The sequence below is a fragment of the Paraburkholderia unamae genome, assembly GCF_003096875.1.
Classification (GTDB): Bacteria; Pseudomonadota; Gammaproteobacteria; order Burkholderiales; family Burkholderiaceae; genus Paraburkholderia; species Paraburkholderia unamae.
Genome location: NZ_QEOB01000031.1, coordinates 30,290 through 46,453, shown reverse-complemented (window position 1 = coordinate 46,453; position 16,164 = coordinate 30,290). Strand labels below are relative to the sequence as shown.

General features: G+C 63.8%; 14 protein-coding genes. 5 read left to right on the top strand and 9 right to left on the bottom strand.

Features of this window, described 5'->3' with window-relative positions; translation table 11 throughout:
• Positions 1–122: 122 nt before the first annotated feature.
• The gene (locus C7402_RS40030) at positions 123–1,472 is read left to right on the top strand and encodes an MFS transporter (protein ID WP_112177991.1); all 1,350 of its coding nucleotides are present in this window, start codon (positions 123–125) and stop codon (positions 1,470–1,472) included.
• Between the two features lie 156 nt (positions 1,473–1,628).
• Complete coding sequence (locus C7402_RS40025; protein ID WP_244315046.1) at positions 1,629–3,179, top strand: M81 family metallopeptidase; 1,551 nt, start codon at positions 1,629–1,631, stop codon at positions 3,177–3,179.
• 21 nt (positions 3,180–3,200) lie between these two features.
• On the opposite strand, the gene C7402_RS40020 is transcribed toward C7402_RS40025, so the two are convergent.
• Complete coding sequence (locus tag C7402_RS40020) at positions 3,201–3,734, bottom strand: GNAT family N-acetyltransferase (RefSeq protein ID WP_116614477.1); 534 nt, start codon at positions 3,732–3,734, stop codon at positions 3,201–3,203.
• Positions 3,735–3,880: 146 nt separating this feature from the next.
• On the opposite strand from C7402_RS40020, the gene C7402_RS40015 reads away from it, so the two are divergent.
• On the top strand, positions 3,881–4,708 hold the full coding sequence (locus tag C7402_RS40015; protein WP_116614476.1) for an AraC family transcriptional regulator: 828 nt from the start codon (positions 3,881–3,883) through the stop codon (positions 4,706–4,708).
• 16 nt (positions 4,709–4,724) lie between these two features.
• Here C7402_RS40015 and C7402_RS40010 read toward each other — a convergent pair whose 3' ends face one another.
• Positions 4,725–5,312 (bottom strand): LysE family translocator, encoded by a 588-nt coding sequence (locus C7402_RS40010; protein ID WP_116614475.1) that lies wholly within the window; start codon positions 5,310–5,312, stop codon positions 4,725–4,727.
• A 161-nt stretch (positions 5,313–5,473) separates the two neighbouring features.
• Between C7402_RS40010 and cobF the strand changes: the two genes are divergently transcribed.
• Positions 5,474–6,247 carry a precorrin-6A synthase (deacetylating) gene (cobF, locus tag C7402_RS40005; protein ID WP_116614474.1) on the top strand — a complete coding sequence of 258 codons (774 nt, stop codon included), beginning with the start codon at positions 5,474–5,476 and terminating at the stop codon, positions 6,245–6,247.
• A gap of 64 nt (positions 6,248–6,311) precedes the next feature.
• Here cobF and C7402_RS40000 read toward each other — a convergent pair whose 3' ends face one another.
• The 4 genes from C7402_RS40000 to C7402_RS39985 form a co-directional block, all read right to left on the bottom strand.
• Entirely contained in the window at positions 6,312–7,022 is a 711-nt protein-coding gene (locus tag C7402_RS40000) for a PepSY-associated TM helix domain-containing protein (RefSeq protein WP_112177996.1), read from the bottom strand.
• Positions 7,019–7,702, bottom strand: coding sequence for a Fe2+-dependent dioxygenase (locus C7402_RS39995; RefSeq protein ID WP_116614473.1), 684 nt, complete (start codon positions 7,700–7,702; stop codon positions 7,019–7,021). Before C7402_RS39995 ends, C7402_RS40000 begins: the two co-directional genes overlap by 4 nt.
• Positions 7,703–7,824: 122 nt before the next feature.
• Positions 7,825–10,020, bottom strand: a complete 2,196-nt coding sequence (locus C7402_RS39990) for a TonB-dependent receptor (RefSeq protein WP_116614472.1) — start codon at positions 10,018–10,020, stop codon at positions 7,825–7,827.
• Between the two features lie 917 nt (positions 10,021–10,937).
• Positions 10,938–11,951, bottom strand: a complete 1,014-nt coding sequence (locus tag C7402_RS39985; RefSeq protein WP_116614471.1) for a LysR substrate-binding domain-containing protein — start codon at positions 11,949–11,951, stop codon at positions 10,938–10,940.
• A 107-nt stretch (positions 11,952–12,058) separates the two neighbouring features.
• Here C7402_RS39985 and C7402_RS39980 point away from each other — a divergent pair, with 107 nt between their 5' ends.
• Entirely contained in the window at positions 12,059–13,354 is a 1,296-nt protein-coding gene (locus tag C7402_RS39980; protein ID WP_116614470.1) for a gallate dioxygenase, read from the top strand.
• Positions 13,355–13,420: 66 nt separating this feature from the next.
• Here the strand turns inward: C7402_RS39980 and C7402_RS39975 are convergent, their stop codons facing one another.
• The 3 genes from C7402_RS39975 to C7402_RS39965 all read right to left on the bottom strand — a co-directional run bounded on the left by C7402_RS39975 (position 13,421) and on the right by C7402_RS39965 (position 16,132).
• Positions 13,421–14,320 (bottom strand): transporter substrate-binding domain-containing protein, encoded by a 900-nt coding sequence (locus tag C7402_RS39975; protein WP_116614469.1) that lies wholly within the window; start codon positions 14,318–14,320, stop codon positions 13,421–13,423.
• Positions 14,321–14,482: 162 nt separating this feature from the next.
• Positions 14,483–14,788 carry a hypothetical protein gene (locus C7402_RS39970; RefSeq protein WP_116614468.1) on the bottom strand — a complete coding sequence of 102 codons (306 nt, stop codon included), beginning with the start codon at positions 14,786–14,788 and terminating at the stop codon, positions 14,483–14,485.
• A 537-nt stretch (positions 14,789–15,325) separates the two neighbouring features.
• Entirely contained in the window at positions 15,326–16,132 is an 807-nt protein-coding gene (locus tag C7402_RS39965) for a hypothetical protein (protein ID WP_116614467.1), read from the bottom strand.
• Between the last annotated feature and the right edge of the window lie 32 nt (positions 16,133–16,164).

Here is a 16,164-nt window from a genome sequence, read left to right as displayed (position 1 = left end):
GAAAGGCAACTTTACGGAACTTCAGTTGCTCTTGCTTGCGTTTTATTGACTGCCGACGATGGTCCGGCCGTCGCAAGCACAAGAGCAAGGCAGCCCACAGCCCAACACCAAGGAGTCCGTTCGTGTCCACCGTCCCCACGAAAGCGGCCGCCCCCGGCGAAGCCGCCCTCGCGTCCCTGTATGGCCGCCTGAACTGGCGCATCCTGCCGTTTCTGCTGATCTGTTACCTGTTTGCCTGTCTCGACCGCCTCAACATCGGCTTCGCGAAGCTCCAGATGCAGAGCGATCTCGGGCTTTCCGACGCCGTCTACGGCCTTGGCGCCGGGATCTTTTTTCTCGGCTATGTGCTCTTCGAAATACCGAGCAACCTGTTGTTGCCGAAGATCGGCGCGCGCCGCACGATCGCACGCATTCTCGTACTGTGGGGCCTCACCTCGGCCGCGATGATGTTCGTGCGCAACGTGCCCATGTTCTACGGCCTGCGCTTCCTGCTGGGCGTGTTCGAGGCGGGTTTCGCGCCGGGCATGATCTTCTATCTGACCTACTGGTATGGCGAGGCGCGCATGGCGCGCGCGATCGCCATCGTGATGACGGCGGGTCCGCTGTCCGGCGTGGTGGGCGGACCGCTCTCCGGCTGGGCCATGACGGCGTTCCACGGCACGCTCGGTCTCGCGGGCTGGCAGTGGATGTTCCTCATCGAAGGGCTGCCGTGCGTCGTGCTCGGCGTGCTCGCGTGGTTCGTGCTGGCCGACCGCCCGGACACCGCCCGCTGGCTCTCGCCCGACGAACGCAAGCTGCTGCAAACGCAGGTGCATACGCCGGCACACGCGGGGCACCAGTCGTTCGGCAGCGTGGCCGCCGACCCGCGCATCTACCTGATGGCCGCCGCCTACTTCTGCGTGATCTGCGGCATCTACGCGGTCAACTTCTGGCTGCCGAGCATCCTCAAGGCCGACGGCGTGACCGACACGATGCGCATCGGCCTCTATTCGACGATCCCCTATATGGCCGCCGTGATCGGCATGGTGATCGTGGGCCGCAGTTCCGACCGCCGCAGCGAGCGCCGCTGGCATAGCGCACTGCCCGCGCTGGCGGGCGGCGTGAGCCTCGCCATCGCGACGATGGCGGGCGGCCACCTCGCGACCTCGCTGCTCTTCATGACGATCGCCACGCTCATGATGTGGGCCGCCTATACGGTGTTCTGGGCAATTCCTTCCGAGTATCTGAAAGGCGACGTGGCCGCGGGCGGCATCGCGCTCATCAACACCATCGGCCTGCTGGGCGGCTTCCTGAGCCCGACGATCATCGGCTGGGCGACCTCCACGACCGGCTCGCTGCACGCGGGACTCTATGTGATGGTCGCGTTGCTCGTGATCGGCGCGGGCCTCTTGATGGCGATCCGCGTGCCGCGCCGCCAGGCCTCGCCGCAAGGCGCGGGCGGCGAAGCGTTCGCCGCGGCCAATCACTCTTGAGTCGCGCTTGAATCACGCTTGAACCACGCTTGAACCCCGCGCGGGCGGCGCGCATGCCGCCCGCGCACTCACCCTTCTCTTGAACACGCCCGGAGCGCGAGCGCCCTGGGCGCGTGAACAACGCACGCGCACGTGCGCCATCAACGGAGACGACACTTGTCCGCCAGCACTGCAACGACCCCACCCACCGAAGCCACCCAGGCGCCGCGCACCGTCCTGATCGCGGGCTTCCAGCACGAGACCAACACCTTCGCGCCCTCGAAGGCGACGTACGCGAATTTCGAGCGCGGCGAAGGCCACCCGGCCTTGCCGCGCGGCGACGCGGTGCTCGAACTGCGCGACGTGAACCTGCCGATAGGCGGTTTCATCCGCGCCGCCGAGGCCGCGAACTGGCGCCTCGTGCCCGTGGTCTGGGCGGGCGCGAGCCCTTCCGCGCATGTGAGCGCCGACGCCTATGAGCGCATTGCCGGCGAGATCGTCGCGGCCGTGCAGCGCGGCGGCTTCGACGCGGTCTACCTCGACCTGCACGGCGCCATGGTGAGCGAAGCCTTCGACGACGGCGAAGGCGAACTGCTCGCCCGCGTGCGCCGCGCCGTGGGACAGACCGTGCCGATCGTCGCCTCGCTCGACCTGCACGCGAACGTAACGGAGCAGATGCTCGCGAATGCCGACGCGCTGGTCGCCTACCGCACCTACCCGCACGTCGATATGGCCGCCACGGGCGAGCGCGCGGCCACGCTGTTGCAGGCCCTGTTCGCACGCGGCAAGCCGCTTGCGCGCGCGGTGCGCCGCCTGCCCTTTCTCATTCCGATCAACGGCATGTGCACGCTGCTCGAACCCTCGCGCTCGATGTACGCCCTCTTGGGCGAACTGGAGCGCGGCGCGGTGCGCTCGCTCTCGTTCGCGCCGGGCTTTCCCGCCGCGGACTTTCCCGAGTGCGGTCCCGTGATCTGGGGCTACGGCGATGAGGCCGGCGCGGTGGAAGCCGCCGTCACGCAGCTCTACGAGCGCATGCTGCAAGACGAGGCGCGCTGGCAGGTGCCGTTCCTCGCACCCGGCGACGCCGTGGCCGAAGCGCTGCGCCTCGCCGCCGACCCGCAGGCGCAAGGCCCCGTGGTGATCGCGGACACCCAGGACAACCCCGGCGCGGGCGCGGACTCGAACACGGCCGGCATGCTGCGCGCCCTCGTGGAAGCGAATGCTCAGGACGCGGCGCTTGGCCTGTTCTTCGCCCCCGAGGCGGCGGCGCGCGCGCACGCGGCAGGCGTGGGCGCGACGCTCGACCTCACGCTGGGCGGTGCAAGCGGCACGCCGGGCGACGAGCCGTTCGCGGGCCGCTTCGAGGTGATCGCGCTTTCGGAAGGAAGTTGCCGTTACGACGGCCCGATGATGCACGGCATGCAGGTGGAACTGGGCCCGGTGGCGTGCCTGCAAATTGGCGGCGTGCGCGTGGCCGTGAGTTCGACGAAAGCGCAGATGCTCGACCGCAATCTCTACCGCGTGGCCGGCATCGAGCCCGAGCGCATGAAGATTCTCGTCAACAAGAGTTCCGTGCATTTCCGCGCCGACTTCGAGCCGATTGCGCACGCGGTGCTGGTGGCGAAGGCCCCCGGCCCCATGATTGCCGACCCCGCCGACTTGCCGTGGCGGCGCCTGAAGCCGGGCATCCGGTTGCGGCCGCACGGGCCGGCATTCGTCGCGCCCTGAACCGGTCGCACGGCGCGCGGCTCAATCCGGCACGGCGGGGTCGTCGAGGAAGAGAACCATGAGTTCGTCGTCGGCGTACTCGCCGTCGACGCACAGGCCGCGCGGCTCCACCCCGTAGCGCACGAAGCCGAATGAGCGATAGAGCGCCTGCGCACGCGGATTCAACACGCTCACCACGAGATGGATTTGCAGGAGCCCCATGCCGCGCGCATGGTCGATCGCGCTTTCGAGCAATCGCCGACCAACGCCCCCGCGCCGATACGCGGGGTCGACGAACACGCCCCAGATGAGCCCCTTGTGCGCGACCTTGCGGCGTGGATCGCGATACAAGCCGGTAATGCCGACGAGCGTTTCGCCGTCGAACGCGCCAAACACGGTTTCATCGGCGCCAGGACGCACGCGCGCACGGCTGGCCTCCGGCGTGCGCTGGGCCTCTTCGTCGTAGGTCGTGACGATGCCGGCGGGATAGTTTTGCGTCGCCTGCAAACGCATGGCGTGGAAAGCTTCAGCGTCTTGTTCGTTCAATGCGCGGATGACGGGCTTCGTTTCGTTCATGTGCAGTGCCTGGCAACGGAACAACAGGAAGAGATGACTAGCGTTCGCCACGCAAGCCTAGCACGTCCCCTCGTTTTCTCGCCTTGCGCTAAGATGGACGCCTCGCGCCGCGTGCCGTTCGCGCGGCCTCGTTTCCGGGGTCCATCATGCCGCAAGCCACACCGTCCGACGCCCAGCCCAGCTTCTGGCGCGACCCGGCCCTGCCGTTCATCGAAGTGCGCGCGATCGCCGACGGCCGCAAGGTCCGCTACGGCCGCCACGCGCACAGCACGTTTTCGATCGGCGCGGTCACGGGCGGGCGCAGCACCTACCTGAACGGCGAAACGCTCGAGCAGGTGAGCGCGGGCGCGGTGGTGGTCATCAACCCGGAAGTCGTGCACGCCTGCAACCCGGCCGCGGACGAGCCGTGGGCCTACCGCATGTTCTATCTCGACACGGCCTGGCTCGCGAAGCGCCAGCACGACCTCGGCTTCACGGCCGACGAGGGCTTTCGCCCGTTCGCGCAGACCTTGACCTGGCAGCCCGAACTGTTCGACGGCCTCAATGCGCTCTACGCCGTGCTGGTCGATCCTGAAGCAACGGCCTTGCGCAAGGAAAGCGCGGCCGTGGCGTATTTCACGAAGCTTCAGCAGTCGCTCAACCCCGCGCCCGTCGACGCGCGCGAGCCGAACCCGCGCCTTGCGCGCGCCGCCGAGTTCATCGACGGCAACTACACGCGCGCGCTCCGGCTCGAAGAGATCTGCGCAGCCGCCGATCTTTCGCCCTCCTACCTGATACGCGCTTTTCGCGAGCAGTACGGCATGACGCCGCACGCGTATGTCGTGAACCGGCGCATCGAGTTCAGCCGCGCGCAACTGCGGCGCGGTCACGCCATCGCCGACGTCGCGGCCGAAGCCGGTTTCGCCGATCAGGCGCATTTGCAGCGCGCGTTCCGCCAGTTCGTGGCCGCCACGCCTGGGCAGTATCGCGGATAAGGCGCGCGCCGGGACTTCAGGCAAGCACCAGCCATATCGCGCTGCCCGCCAGCAGCAACGCCATCGTGCGATTCACGAAGCGCACGCGCGCCGGTTCGCGCAAGGCCTGGCGCAGCGACGCGCCCGCCCACGCCCAGCACGCAATCGAGGCGTAGCACACCACGAAGTAGATCGCGGCGAACTGCCAGACGAGCGCGTTCTCGCCCGAAGCCGCATACACGCCCATGCCCGCCACCGACGCGAGCCACGCCTTGGGATTGAGCCATTGCATCGCTGCGCCCACCATGAGCGAGGGACCGCGCGCGGCGGCTCCCGAGTCGATGCGCCCGTCGTCCGTGGCAAGCCGGTACGCGACGTACAGCAGGAAGACCACGCCCGCCCATTCGATCGCGCGCGTGAGAAACGGCCAGCGCGCGAGCAGTTCGTGCATGCCGAGGCCGATCAGCAGCAACAGCAGTGCGAAGCCGACGGTTGCGCCGGTCACATGCCGCAGGCTCGCGCGCAATCCATAACGCGCGCCCGCGCCCAGCGCGACGACGTTGACGGGTCCGGGGGTGATGGATGTGGCCAGCGCGAAGGCGGCCATCGACAAGGCAGTGCTCACGGTTTTCCTCGTTACGCCCATTGGCGATCAATGAGTGCCGAGGGTAGACGCGCGCCGCGCGAACGTATTGAAGAAAATTGCCCATGCGGGCGGGCGCGGGCCGCCGGCGAACTCGCGCTATCATTGCGCCGCACCGACGACACCCTTTCCGGAACTGCAACGTGAAAAAGATCCTCATCATCGGCATCGGCGCGGGCGACCCGAACTATCTGACCGTGCAAGCCATCGAAGCGCTCAACGCCGCCGACGTGTTCTTCGTGATGGACAAGGGCCCCGCCAAGGACAAGCTCGTTGCGCTGCGCAAGGAGATCTGCGCGCGCTTCATCAAGGACCCCGATTACCGCATCGTGGAAGCGACGAGCCCCGAGCGCCGCCGCGACGAAGGCCTCGATTACAAGGCCGCCGTGGACGAGCTCAACCGCGACAAGCAGCGCGTATTCGAGCGCCTGATCGACGATGAACTGCAAGACGGCCAATGCGGCGCGTTTCTCGTCTGGGGCGACCCGTCGCTCTACGACAGCACGATCCGCATTCTCGATGCGATTCTCGCCGAAGGGCGGCTCGCGTTCGACTTCGAGGTGATCCCCGGCATCAGCAGCGTGCAGGCGCTCGCGGCGAAGCACCGCGTACCGCTCAATTTCATCGGCAAGCCGGTGAGCATCACGACCGGAAGGCGGCTCGCCGAAGGCGGTTTTCCGCAGGACGTGGAAAGCGCCGTGGTCATGCTCGACGCGCAGAACGCGTACGCGCAGCTGGAGGGCGAAGCGCTCGATATCTACTGGGGCGCTTATGTGGGCACGCCCGACGAGATCCTCATGTCGGGGCGCCTGGAGGACGTGAAGGACGAGATCGTCCGCGTGCGGGCGCAGGCGCGCGACGCGAACGGCTGGATCATGGACACCTATTTGCTGCGCAAGCGCGGCATCGAGGAATGAACGCGGACTGAAGCGCAGCGGGCGCGCGCAGTTCGCCGCTCAATTTGCCGCCCAGTTGAGTCCCTCAGGCAAGCCCCACGCACACGGCCACGATGATCGAGCCGAACAGCAGCACGGCGCCCACCGTCCTGCGCTTGTTCAGCTCCGTCCACAGCAGCACGCCCGTGAGCGAAAGCAGGATGAGCGCGCCCGCGAAGCTGTCGATGAACAGCACCCAGCCAACGCTCATGCCCACACCCTTGTGCAGGTTCGCGATGGTCGTGACCACCGAATTGTCGGTGCGCTTGAGCGAGAGCTTGTCGTTGCCCACCCAGTACTCGACCATCACGTTCTCGCCCGGCGCGGTGAACATCATCTGCCAGTGCTCGGGCTGCACGACTTCGCGGTCGCCCCAGGCCACCTTGTGCCCGGGTTCCTTCTGCACACGGCCCACGCGCGCGGGCAGCTTGAGATCCGGTTGCGAGCGCAACCACTTGACCATGTCGTGCGGCGTTTCGGGCGCGGGGTCGGGCAGCGCGAGCTGCATGTTCGACACCTGCGGCGCGCCCGGCGAGATGCGCAGCGGCTCGGCGCGATGGTTGAGCACGAAACCCGTGGCGCCGAACAGCAGGCCGAGCGCGGCCCCCCACAGCCCCACCCAGCCATGCACCTTGCGCAGCCACTTGATGAACGTCGCGCGGCGCGAGCGCTTCGCGCGTTCCTCACGCTGCGCGGCGTCGAGATGCGCGCGCGGCGCAGCCGGCGCGTCGATCGCGGCGGTATCGGGAAAGCTCATGTTTCACTCCAGAGTCGCAGAAGATTGTGATAGCAGCCCACGAGGCTGCGCCGTGCCTGGGCGTCGGCGTCGCTCGCGTTCAGGCGCTGGATGGCGGTGTCCATGTCGAAGAGCAGCGCGCGTTTCGTGTCGTCGCGCACGAGGCTTTGTACCCAGAAAAAGCTCGCCACACGCGCACCGCGCGTGACCGGCGTGACCTGGTGCAGGCTCGTGGCCGGATAGACGATCAGGTCGCCCGCCGGCAGCTTCACCTCCTGCACACCATAGGTGTCTTCGACCACGAGTTCGCCGCCGTCGTATTCGTCGGGCGACGAGAGAAAAAGCGTGCACGACACATCGGTACGCAGCTTCACGCCGTTGGGCAGCACGCGCACTGCGCCATCCACATGGCTGCCGAACGTCATGCCGCCTTCATAGCGGTTGAAAAGCGGCGGATACACCTGGTTGGGCAGGGCCGCGCTGATAAAGAGCGGATTGCGCTCGATGGCCGCGAGCACCATGTCGCCCAGCTCGCGCGCAACCGGCGTGTGTTCGGCGATCTGCTGGTTGCGCTTCACGGGCGCGCCGGACCAGCCGGCCGTGGCGCGGCCGTCCACCCAGGCATCGCCCGCGTGGTCGAGCTTCGCGCGCAGCGCGCGCACTTGCTCGGGTGTCAGTACGTTGGGGACGTGAACCAGCATCGTCGTTTCCTTCGCTCGCCGCGTGTGCGGCCGCATTCGTTCAATTGCGCAAAAAGCCCGCATTATGCGGGCTTCGCGTGACAACGCGCAAAAAAGCGCGTCGTCTACGTCATGCGCGGGCGTCAGAACCGGTAGTCGGCCGTCGCGAGGAAGGTGCGGCCAATGCCCGGCACCGAACGTCCGCCGTCCGACGGGATAAGGGCGTCATAGTAAAACTTGTTGGTGAGATTCAGCAGATTCAGGCGCACATCCCACTTCTTCTCGTGGTACGCGGCCGTCGCGTCCCAGCGAGTGTAGCCGCCGGTTTCCACATAGTTCGTGTTCGCCGCGTAGCGCGCCGACATATAGGTCGGGCCGCCGCCGATTTCCCAATGCGGCGTGAACGCATACGTGGTCCACAGCGTAAAGGTGTTGCGCGGCGTGTTGGCCGGCGTGTTGCCCTGGGTGCCGTCCAGCGCCTTCAGCACCACGCCGTCCATGTACGTGTAGCCCGCGAACACCTGCCACTTGTCGGTGATATGCCCCGTCGCGCCCGCCTGGAAGCCGCGCACGCGAATATCGCCTTCGAGCGTGTATTCGCCGGTCGATGTCTGCGTGCGCGCGTTGTCCATCTCCTGCTGGAAAAATGCTGAGGTTACCGAAAGATTGCCGCCCAGCAGGTCCCACTTCGCGCCCACTTCATACGACTTGGTATGCTCGGGCGCGAGATTCTGCGTATTGTTCGTGACCGTGAGCGCTTCGAGCGACGGGTCGAACGAGGTGCCGTACGAGAAGTAGTACGACTGCCAGTCGGTCGGCTGATAGATCGCGCCCGCGCGCACGCTGGTGAACGTGTTGGTCTGGTCCGCGTAGAGCGGCGCGTTGATCGTGTTGGCGATATGCGCCTGGAAGCGGTCCCAACGCACGCCGCCAATGAGCTTCCAGTGCTCGCCAATCGACATCGTTTCGTTGAAGTACGCCGCGAACGTGGTCGCGCCCGACTCCGCGTGATTGCCCACGGTCTGCGTAACGTTCGAAGGCGTCGGGATATAGACCGGGTCGAGCAGCGAAAGAATCGGCAGATTGTTGCGCGTGTAGGCCTGATTCGTATAGCTGTCGTGGCCGATCTCGATGCCCGCGAGCATCTCGTGCTTGAGGAAGCCCGTGGTGAACTTGTACTGCGCCATCGTATCGTTGTAGATCGAGTGGTTCTCGATCACGCGGTCGTGGCTCGCCAGCTTGATGTAGAGATCCTCCAGCGGCAGGTTCGTGAAGTTGCCGTTCTTGAGCGCCGTGCTGGAGGAAAGCGGCCCCGTGAGCACGGCGCCCGGCGCGGTTTCGCGCGCGTCGGTGAGCGAGTGCGAGAACTGCGTCTGGTTGCTGATCTTGAACTGATCGTTGAAGGTGTGATCCACGCGCGCCGAAACAGTCTGCACGTCCTGGATCGTGCGGTCGTCGGTGAGGCCGTAGAACGTGCTCTTCGAAGGCGCGAACGGGCGGCCGTTGATCGCCTGCACGCCGTAGTCCGGCATGTCGTAGTTGTGCTGGATGAGCGCCGAGAGCGTCACCTCGGTCGGCGTGCCGATGCCAAAACGCAGCTCGGGCGCGAAACCGTAGTCCTTGTTCTTCATCTCGTCGCGCGTCGAGCCCATCGACTGGCCGAACGCATTCAGGCGAAATGCCGCGTGATCGCCGATCGGGCGGTTCACGTCGAGCGTGGCGCGGTAACGGTCGTCGGTGCCGAGGGTGGTCGAGACTTCGGTGAGCGGCTTGAGGTTGGCCTGCTTTGTGACCTGGTTGATCACGCCGCCTGTGGAGCCGCGACCGAATAGCATCGACGAAGGACCGTAGAGCACGTCGATCGATTCGAGGTCGAAGGTGTCGCGGTAATACTGGTTGCGGTCGCGAAAGCCGTCCAGATAAATGTCGTTTTGCGCCGTGAAGCCGCGCAGGTTGATGTTGTTGCCGATCTGGCCGCCTTCCGCGCCGCCGATCGTGATGCCGGGCGCGTTGCGCAGCGCGTCCTGAAAGGACGTGGCGCCCTGCGACTGCATCACCGCCTTGTTGATGACCGTGACCGACTGCGGAATGTCGCGCAGCGCCGTGGGCGTTTTCGCGCCCACGGTAGACCGCTCTGCCTGGAAGTCTTGAGCATCGCTCTGGCTCGAAACGGAGATGGCGGGCAACGTGGCGTTGTCGGCGGCGAGCGCCGCTGCCGAAGCGGCGGTGGCCGAGGTGGCCGAACTGGCAACGGGTGCGCTTTGCGCGAGCGCTGGAGAAGCGAAAGGTACGGCAAAAGCCAGCGCGAGCGCACTCGCGAGCGGCGTCCTGGTCAACATGTGGTCCCTGTGCAAGGCAAGACCCGGCCGAACGACACGCGCGAAAGGTTGGCGCGCACGACGCGGGTTGATTGGCTGGCTGGGCCGCCCCAAAAGGACCGGGGAAATCGACGCTAGGCTGGCTGGTGTTGTTGTCTGGCCCCGTATTTTTACGAGGAAATGAGAATCGATATCATTCCATATGTTTCATTCTGTTTCAATCGCTAACTGCGGCAAAACAACAGTTTTCGCGTCCACGGCGGAATTAAGGTTAATGTAATTTTCTGAATACTAAATGTAATTATTTGCCGATGGATTTTGTCTGCGTAATTGCTTTTTTGGTGTGCCAGTGAGGACTGGGTACGCGCGAGTGGATCGGGAATTGCGTTTCACATTTATTATGGAATCCAGACTGACTAACGATTATTCGGCCTTCGCGAAATGCGGCAAACAGATGAAGAGAAAGCGAAGCGAACAAGTTAGCCTTCGCAGGCGAAATCATCGATTTCCCGCATCGTCAACAACGCGTACCGGGCTTTGGGTGGGGCCCGGCGTCGCTCACCTTGCCCTCTAGATTTCCGACAAGGAAACGTCAATTATTTTCAAGGACAGTACCCATCGGCTCAGACAAACGTTAGTCTTTCGTTAATTCATTAAGTAGAAGACAAACGAAATAGGATATTTCCCATGCACCACGCCTATACATTCCGGACTCTTGAGAAAACTCTCAATAACACACGCATGCCGGTTGAGTTACGCGTAGCCGCCGTGGAGGGCCTTAGCTCAATGGGTGGACGGTTCGCCAGAGCAGCCCTTACCGGCGTCATCAACGAAGATGCGGCGCCGCTCGAAGTTCGCATAGCAGCGGCAAAGGCATTGGGGCGCACGGAAGGCGCGTAAGGATAGGCCGGTGAACGTCGTCGTCACGCCGGCTTGCCTTACGCCTCCTGCGCACATTCACGCAATTGCTGCGCGAGTGCGCCGGTTGCTTCGCTGAGCGCAACGGTGCTGCGCCGGAGAATGCCGATCGGCTCCACGCCCCGCGGTGCCGGCACGCCGATCCGCACGAGCAGTCCCGTATCGATATCGCTTTGCGCAACCCTTTGCGGCACGATCCAGACGGCGTCCGAGCGGGCGACGATCAGACGCGCCACGGAAGCCGACTGCGTTTCGATGGCGCCTTCGGGCACCGCCAAACCATGGGTTTCAAAGAACGCCTCCGTGTGATGACGCGGCGCGGTGCGTTCACCCGCGATCACGAGAGGAAAGGCGAGCACGGCGTCAAGCGAAGGCTCGGCGCTTTCGAGCGCAAGCGGATGCCCCGCCCGCACGACGACCAGCAGCGACTCGGTGTACAGATACTCGAACGACACGCCTTGCATCATGGCCGGTTCGGCCATGCGTCCCACCATCAGATCGAGATCGCCGCCTTTTAGTGCGCGCAATAATTCGGAGTTCGAATCAGTCTGAATCTTCACGCCTACATGCGGCCGCTGTGCCTTGAAGCGCAGGAGCGCCGAGGGCAGCAATGCCGTCGCGACGGTCGGCAAGGCGCCTAATCGCAATGCTGGCGCCGCGTGCGCGTCGTGGCGCGCGAGCGCTGCGGCGGAGGCCTCGACCGCGCGTGTCGCGTCGAGTGCATAGCGCAAGAAGTGCTCGCCTTGCGCCGTGAGCGCCGCGCCGTTCCTGCCACGTTCGACAAGACGCGCGCCCGCCCACGCCTCCAGTTCGACAAGCGTCTTCGAAACGGCCGGCTGGCTCAGGTGCAAACGCGCCGCCGCCCGCGCGAGCGTGCGCTCCTGGGCAATCGCCACGAAACAGTTCAAATGTCGAAGGCGCAGCCTCGACGCCAGCAGCAGCCGCGCGTCGTCGACCGCCTCGCGGGCCGCGCCCGCGTTGATGTCGGGCTTGGTGGCCGGCTTCCCGCCCGGCCGGGGTTCGCTCTTTTTCATAACCTCAAGTTATTGAATTTTCGCGAATAAGTCAATTTACTTAACCTGCCGTCAACCCTACATTGGCGTCATCGACACGACCCATCCAACACAAGGAGCACGGAGACATGGCCACGATCGTTGGCGGCATCGCCGTTTCGCACACCCCGACCATCGGTTTCGCGCACGACGCGCACAAAGAGAACGACCCCGACTGGGCGCCGATCTTCGAAAGCTTCGAGCCCGTCAAGCGCTGGCTGCACGAACAGCAGCCGGACGCCATCGTCTACGTCTACAACGACCACGTGACGTCGTTCTTCTTCGACCACTACTCGGCGTTCGCGCTGGGCATCGGCAGCGAGTACCCGGTCGCCGACGAAGGCGGCGGCGTGCGCGACCTGCCCGGCATCGGTGGACATCCGGCGCTCGCGCGGCATATCGGCACGAGCCTCATGAGCGACGAATTCGACATGTCGTTCTTCCAGGACAAACCGCTAGACCACGGCTTCTTCTCGCCGATGTCGGCGCTGCTCGACCGCACGCAAACGGGCTGGCCCACACGCGTCGTGCCGCTCCAGGTGGGCGTGTTGCAGTTCCCGATACCCACCGCGCGGCGCTGCTTCAAACTCGGCCAGGCGCTGCGCCGCGCGATCGAAAGCTACCCCGAGGATCTGCGCGTGGTGGTGATGGCGACGGGCGGCCTTTCACACCAGGTGCACGGCGAACATGCGGGCTTCAACAACGTGGATTGGGACCACCGCTTCCTCGACGCGATCACGAACGACCCGGAGGCGCTCGCGGAAATGACGCACGCCGAATACGCGCAACTGGGCGGCCTTGAAGGCGCCGAGGTCATCATGTGGCTGATCATGCGCGGCGCACTGAGCGCCAGCGTGAAGAAGGTGCACAGTGGCTATTACCTGCCTTCGATGACGGGCATCGGCACGCTCGTGCTCGAGAACACAGCAACGCCCCCGGCCGGAGAAGCGCAAGCACGGCACCGGGAGCATATGGCGCGGCAGCTTGCGGGCGCGCAGACGTTGACGGGTACGTATCCGTTCGGCCTGGAATCGAGTGTCAAGGCGTATCGGTTGAACAAGTATCTGCACGCGATGATCGATGTGCAGCACCGGCGCGCGTTCCTGGCCGATGCGGAGCGCTCGTTCGCCGAGGCCGGGCTAACCGACGAGGAGAAGGACCTTTTGCGTCGGCGCGATTGGCGTGGGTTGATTCATTATGGGGTGGTGTTCTTCGTGCTCGAAAAACTTGGCGCAGTGGTTGGGACTTCGAACCTTCATATCTACGCTGCCATGCGCGGGGAACCGCTTGAGCAGTTCCTCAAGACGAGAAATACGCAAGTGCTTTATTCGGTGGCGGGGGATGTGGACGGGGCTGAGGGGTGGGGGGAAGGGGACGTGCGGTAAGTGGCTGCGCGTTGGCGGCCCGTATCCACTGGTTGCCAACGCGCTCGCTTAGCCCGAAGATTCGACTCAATCGAGCGCCCGATCATTCGGATGCGCGAACAGCGTCCGATTTTCGGTGGAAAGCGAGTAATCCAGATTCATGCCCTTCGGCGGAATCGGCTGGGTAAACCACTTGGTGTACAGCCGCTCCGCGTCTCCGGAAGTCTGCATGCGCGCGATCACGCCGTCGGCCAGTTTCTTGAACGCGGGATCATCCTTGCGCACCATGCAGCCGTACACCTCCGAAAGCGGCGGCGTGCCGGTGATGATGTAATTCTGCGGGTCCGCCTCCTTCGCCCGCGCACCGTACAACAGCGGTTCGTCCATGACGAATGCCGCCGCGCGCCCCGTCTTCACGTTGAGAAACGACTCGGCGTGGTCCTTGGCTGCGATCAGTTGCATGCCCATCTTCTTGTTGTTGTTCATCTCGCGCAGCAACCTGTCTTCCGAGGTTCCCGCCGTGGTCACAACGGTCTTGCCCGCCAGGTCGGGGAAGTCCTTGATCCCGGCATCCTTCTTCGCAATCAGGCGCACGCCGTACTGAAAGAAGCTGTTCGTGAACGCGACCTGGTTATCGCGCTCCCTGGTGTGGGTCGTCGAACCGCATTCGATATCGATCGTGCCGTTCTGGACCAGCGTAATGCGGTTTTGCGAAGTGATCGGCGTTTCCTTGACGGTCAGCTTGTCGAGCTTGAGTTCCTTTTTGACTTCATCGACGATCTTCAGCGCGATGTCCTGCGCATAGCCGATCGTGCGCTGCTGGCTGTCGTAATAGGAGAACGGCACTGACGATTCCCGCACGCCCAGCGAAATCACACCTGTATCGTGGATCTTCTTGAGTGTGGGGCTCGTCGTGTCCTGCGCCTGCGCCGGCGCGAGATACGTACACCCGATGGCGAGCGCCGAGAACGTCGCAAGGCATTTCATATCGCTTCCTTTGAATGATTGTTCGACTCGGAAAACGCGTGCGAGACCGCGTCAATTTTCGAGTATTCATTCATCGACGTGGTGAGGCAATTGAAATGAAATGCATCGACATAACTCGCGGTTATGTCGATGTATCGGCGCGCTGCCGCTACAAGGGCTCCCCTAACCCAACGCCTTGCTCAGCGCCGCAAGCTCATCGTTCAACCGATGGCGCAGCACCTGGCTGCTAAAGCGTTCGGCGCGAAGCTGCGCGTCGAGTGCGAGCACGATGTCGCCGAGCGTGTCGATGCCGTCGAGCAGCGGATCGGCGTGGTGCTTCACGGCGTCCGCGGGAAGCGGCTGTGGTTGAGGTTCATCGTGCTGCGAGGGTTCGGGTTCGGCCCTGGGCTCGGCGTTGCGCTCGGGACCAAGAGTCGCTTCTGGAGCCGGGTTTTCCGGTTCGATATCGAACAGGGACTTGAATAGCATCGGGAGTTTCATTGCAAAGATCGGCGGCAAGGGAGCGCCTATCTTCGCACCGGCTCGAAAAGGGCCGTCCCGAAAATATGACGGCTGCGCTGGTGTGTACGCGGGCGTCGATACGCGGCCTTCGGCTGGCAGCGCTTTTCCTTGGCAGCGCGAAACGTTCGGTCTATGGAGGGTTGGGTTGTCCACAGTTTTTGTTGGCAAAGCTGGGGACAACTATTCCCCCACACCGCGCAAGTCCGCGCCACAAGGCTTTCCGGGCGATGCGTGGGGGAATTTCCATTCCCCAAGCAGCACCAGGCATCCATTCCCCCACGTTTCCCCGCGCATTGCGCTGCGAGGAAACCGCCGTTCCCCCACAGGGGAGACGGTCCACATATTAAACATCTGTCTTGTAAGAATTGCAATCAATTGAAGACTTGAGGCATTTTCTACAAGTCACTTGTCGGGAAAAAACTTCGACAACTGAATTGTTCATGCTGTGCTGCACGTGGCCTGTGTGGGGAATGAGTTTTCCCCCACGGCACCCTGATAGGGAAATCACAGGGTGTGATTTTCAGCGCCTCGATGCCTCGCACAGTGCGCGGCATGATCTGTACTGCCACTACGCTTGACAAGCTGAACCACGCTGTACGCGACGCCCAGCTCCATAACGGCGAGCACCTCATTGATGACCCTACTGATGCGGTCCCCCCAGCGGTTAGTCTTTGGTCGAAGCACTTCGTAATAGCCTTTGGGCTTGAAGTTATGGCCCTGCCGTCCAAGGTCCTCACATGACCGACCCGTTATGCTCTTGCAGGTTATCCCGTACGGGAAACTGCTAAATCCAAAAGATTCCTTGTGTTCCAGATGCAGGCCATCACTCGTTTCAAGCACGAACCACGGGTACGTTGGTCGCCCGCATGGATACAGAATCGGCACGCCATCGGCACGCGCGGGTGGCGGTGGGTCTTCGCGGGCTTCGTTCCAGGTCTTGATGACTGTTCCGGGTGAATAGAAGGCCTCCGCTACGCCCCGGTAGTAGAGCATGCCATGAAGTCTGAAATAGCCGTTCCCAAGATAACGGAACGATCCATCAACTGACTCTACCGGTTCGCCTTTCACGTACAGCACGCCTCGCCGCAAATAGAACAGGTGGTGCTCCTGAAGTGTCGGCCCGTCCTCGAATACGATAGTTTTGGCGCGCTTGATATCGTTTGCGACGGCTTGGTCCAACTCGAAATCGTGATCGCCAATATCTTCCAAGTAACCGAAATACCACGTGTAGTCCCTGATGGTGCATGCATTGACGCCGTAGGTGCATGCAAATAACGATGCCAGAAGCACGACGCGGAAGATATGTCCCATATTGTTCTTCTCATGAAAGCCCCCCGGCCAAA